Below are 1,691 nucleotides of genomic sequence, written 5' to 3' on the forward strand. Positions count from 1 at the left end.
GAGCAGAATGCCGAGCAGGATGCGGTCTCGATCATGACGCTGCATTCGGCCAAGGGCCTCGAATTCGAGACCGTTTTCCTGCCCGGCTGGGAGGAAGGCTTGTTCCCGCATCAGCGCGCGCTGGACGAAGGCGGGCGCTCCGGCCTGGAGGAAGAGCGCCGGCTTGCCTATGTCGGACTGACGCGGGCGAAGAAGAACCTGCACATCTGGTTCGTCTCCAACCGTCAGATCCACGGGTTGTGGCAATCGACCATCCCGTCGCGCTTCGTCGACGAGCTGCCGGAAACCCATATCGACGTCGCCGAGGGCGGCAATTCCTATGGCGGCTACGGCAATCCCTATGGCGGCGGCGCTTTTGCATCGGGACGCGGTGGAGGCCGGCAGAACCCTTACGGCGCCTCGCGCTTCGACAATGTCGGCGCCAAGGACCAGGGCAGTTTTTCCAACACCTATGCCACGCCCGGCTGGCAGCGCGCCCAGGCCAACCGCACCGAAGCGACCGACCGCAACTGGGGCACCCGCTCCGGCCACCAGGTCGAGCGCATCGGCTATGGCGAGACCGACTCAGGCTACGGCGCCGGCCGGACCAGCGTGAAGGGCCGCACCATCGAGGGCGAGCTGGTCGCCAAATCCGTCGCAGACACGCCGTCAGCCTTCAATGTCGGCGACCGCGTCTTCCACCAGAAATTCGGCAACGGCAACATAGCGGCCATCGAAGGCAACAAGCTCACCATCGACTTCGACAAGGCCGGGCAAAAGCGCGTGCTGGACGGGTTCGTCGCGCCGGTGTGACCGCCCTCACCTGTACCTTGCCTGGTTCCACTTGTGGCCGAGCAGCGACAGGATGATGATCAGTCCGTTGAAGAACTGGACGTAGAAGCCGCTGAGGCCCGCCGCCACAACGCCGGTCTGGATGAACGACACAGTGACCGCGCCGATCGCGCCGCCGACCACCGTGCCGATGCCGCCCCAGGTCGGCGTGCCGCCGACGAACACCGAGGCGAGCACCGGCAGCAGATAGCCGTCGCCCGCCGTCGGCCACCAGGTGAAGTTGATCATCACCGAGAAGGTGCCGGCGATCGCCGCGCCTATGCCGGTGAAGACGAACACCTTCACCCGCACGAGCTTGACGTCGATGCCCATCTGCTTGGCGCTGTCGGGATTGTCGCCGACCACCTTCACCTGCGCGCCGAAGCGGTGTCGGTTGAAGAGCAGCGCCGAGAACACGACGAAGGCTATGGCCCAGAAGATCTGCACGGGAATGCCCCAGATCTGGCTGGAGAAGATCTTGTAGGCCGCGCTGTCGGCCAGATTGGTCAGCGCCGTCGACTTGCCCTCGTTGATGATCTGGATCAGGCCGCGCAGCAGGAAATTCATGCCGAGCGTGGCGATCAGCGACGACAGCCCGCCATAGACGACCAGCGAGCCGACCAGGAAGCCGAGCAGCGTACCGGTGACAACAGCCGCCGCGATGCCCAGGAACGGATCGTAGCCCGCCTGCACCACCAGCGCGAAGACCCAGGAGGCGAAACCCATCGTTGCCGGGAACGACAGGTCGATCTCGCCGCAGGTGACGACGAAGACCAGCGGCACCACCACGAACAGCGCCACCGGAAGCGTCGTCAGCACCGAGCTGTAGAGATACCAGGTGGTGAACACGGTCGGGTTGGCGATCATGAACACCGCCATCA

General features: G+C 64.9%; 2 protein-coding genes. One reads left to right on the forward strand and one right to left on the reverse strand.

All coding sequences use genetic code 11. The features are described from left to right. On the forward strand, positions 1-792 hold a 792-nt coding region (locus EOA27_RS35475), incomplete at its 5' end, for a 3'-5' exonuclease (RefSeq protein WP_189562280.1). 6 nt (positions 793-798) lie between these two features. Here the strand turns inward: EOA27_RS35475 and EOA27_RS35480 are convergent. Beyond that, positions 799-1,691: ABC transporter permease (locus EOA27_RS35480; RefSeq protein WP_145970796.1), on the reverse strand; the 893-nt coding region annotated here is incomplete at its 5' end.

It is taken from the genome of Mesorhizobium sp. M2A.F.Ca.ET.037.01.1.1 (assembly GCF_003998075.1).
GTDB lineage: Bacteria > Pseudomonadota > Alphaproteobacteria > Rhizobiales > Rhizobiaceae > Mesorhizobium.